The organism is Enterobacter sp. 01-M-03-SI-ECC, from assembly GCF_047530215.1.
Taxonomy (GTDB): domain Bacteria; phylum Pseudomonadota; class Gammaproteobacteria; order Enterobacterales; family Enterobacteriaceae; genus Enterobacter; species Enterobacter chengduensis.
Window position 1 is genome coordinate 1 of sequence record NZ_JBLKDA010000093.1, and the last position, 1,331, is coordinate 1,331.

Sequence of the window (1,331 nt, forward strand, 5' to 3'; positions counted from 1 at the left end):
TAGACTGGCCCCCTGAATCTCCAGACAGTTGGTATCACTTAAGTTAGTGATAGTCTTAATACTAGTTTTTAGACTAGTCGTTGGAGTCCGAATGATTGATGTTTTAGGTCCAGAGAAGCGCAGACGGCGAAGTGTTCAGGAAAAAATCGCCATTGTTCAGCAGAGTTTTGAGCCCGGAATGACCGTGTCGCTGGTCGCCCGTCAGCATGGCGTTGCTGCCAGTCAGCTGTTCCTGTGGCGTAAGCAGTATCAGGAAGGCAGCCTTACAGCCGTTGCCGCAGGAGAACAGGTTGTGCCCGCGTCGGAGCTGGCATCTGCGATGAAGCAAATTAAAGAGCTGCAGCGCCTGTTGGGCAAGAAAACCATGGAAAACGAGCTGCTAAAAGAAGCCGTTGAATATGGCCGACAAAAAAAGTGGATAGCGCACGTGCCCTTGTTGCCGGAGGATGGCGAATAAGCCTTGTCAGTCGTTGCCTCCGGGTCTCACGTGCGCAACTGCATGCCATGGCCCGTCGGTCGAAGGACTGGCAGGATCGTCGGTGCAAGCGCAAGCCTGATGATACTGACGCGCTGGCCCGTATCCATACCGTTATCGGCGATCTGCCCACCTATGGTTATCGTCGGGTATGGGCACTGCTGCGCAGACAATCAGAAACTGACGACATGGCGGTGATCAATGCCAAACGCGTATACCGCATCATGCGTCAGAATGCGCTGCTGCTTGAGCGTAAACCGGAAATACCGCCATCGAAGCGGGCGCATACAGGGAAAGTGGCCGTTGGAGAAAGTAACCAGCGGTGGTGCTCTGACGGCTTCGAGTTCAGCTGTGATAACGGTGAAAAACTGCGGGTCACGTTCGCTCTGGACTGTTGCGATCGCGAGGCACTTTACTGGGCGGCCAGTAACGGTGGATATGACAGTGAAACCGTGCAGGACGTCATGCTGGGTGCCGTGGAGCGTCGCTTCGGTAACAGCCTGCCGACATCCCCAGTTGAGTGGCTGACAGACAACGGTTCAGCCTACCGTTCTTATCAGACGCGTCAGTTCGCCAGAATGGTAGGACTGGAGCCTAAACATACGGCGGTACGTAGCCCGGAAAGCAACGGGATGGCAGAGAGCTTCGTGAAAACGATGAAGCGCGATTACATCAGCATCATGCCGAAACCCGACGGGTTAACAGCGGTAAAGAACCTTGCGGAGGCCTTCGAACATTACAACGAATGGCATCCGCATAGTGCACTGGGGTATCGTTCGCCACGGGAATATCTGCGGCGACGAACCAGTCATGGGTTAAGTGATAAAAAGTGTATGGAAATATAGGGGCCAATCCA

The 1,331-nt window shown here is 54.1% G+C and carries 1 protein-coding gene; it reads left to right on the forward strand.

The features are described 5' to 3' along the window. Nucleotides 1-91: 91 nt before the first annotated feature. Nucleotides 92-1,320, forward strand: a protein-coding gene (locus ACMWKK_RS26200) for an IS3-like element ISEc36 family transposase (protein ID WP_110129298.1) whose coding sequence is annotated in 2 segments (ribosomal slippage) — nucleotides 92-407 and nucleotides 407-1,320 — 1,230 coding nt in all. Because the reading frame shifts where the segments join, the coding sequence is not laid out codon by codon here. Nucleotides 1,321-1,331 lie beyond the last annotated feature (11 nt).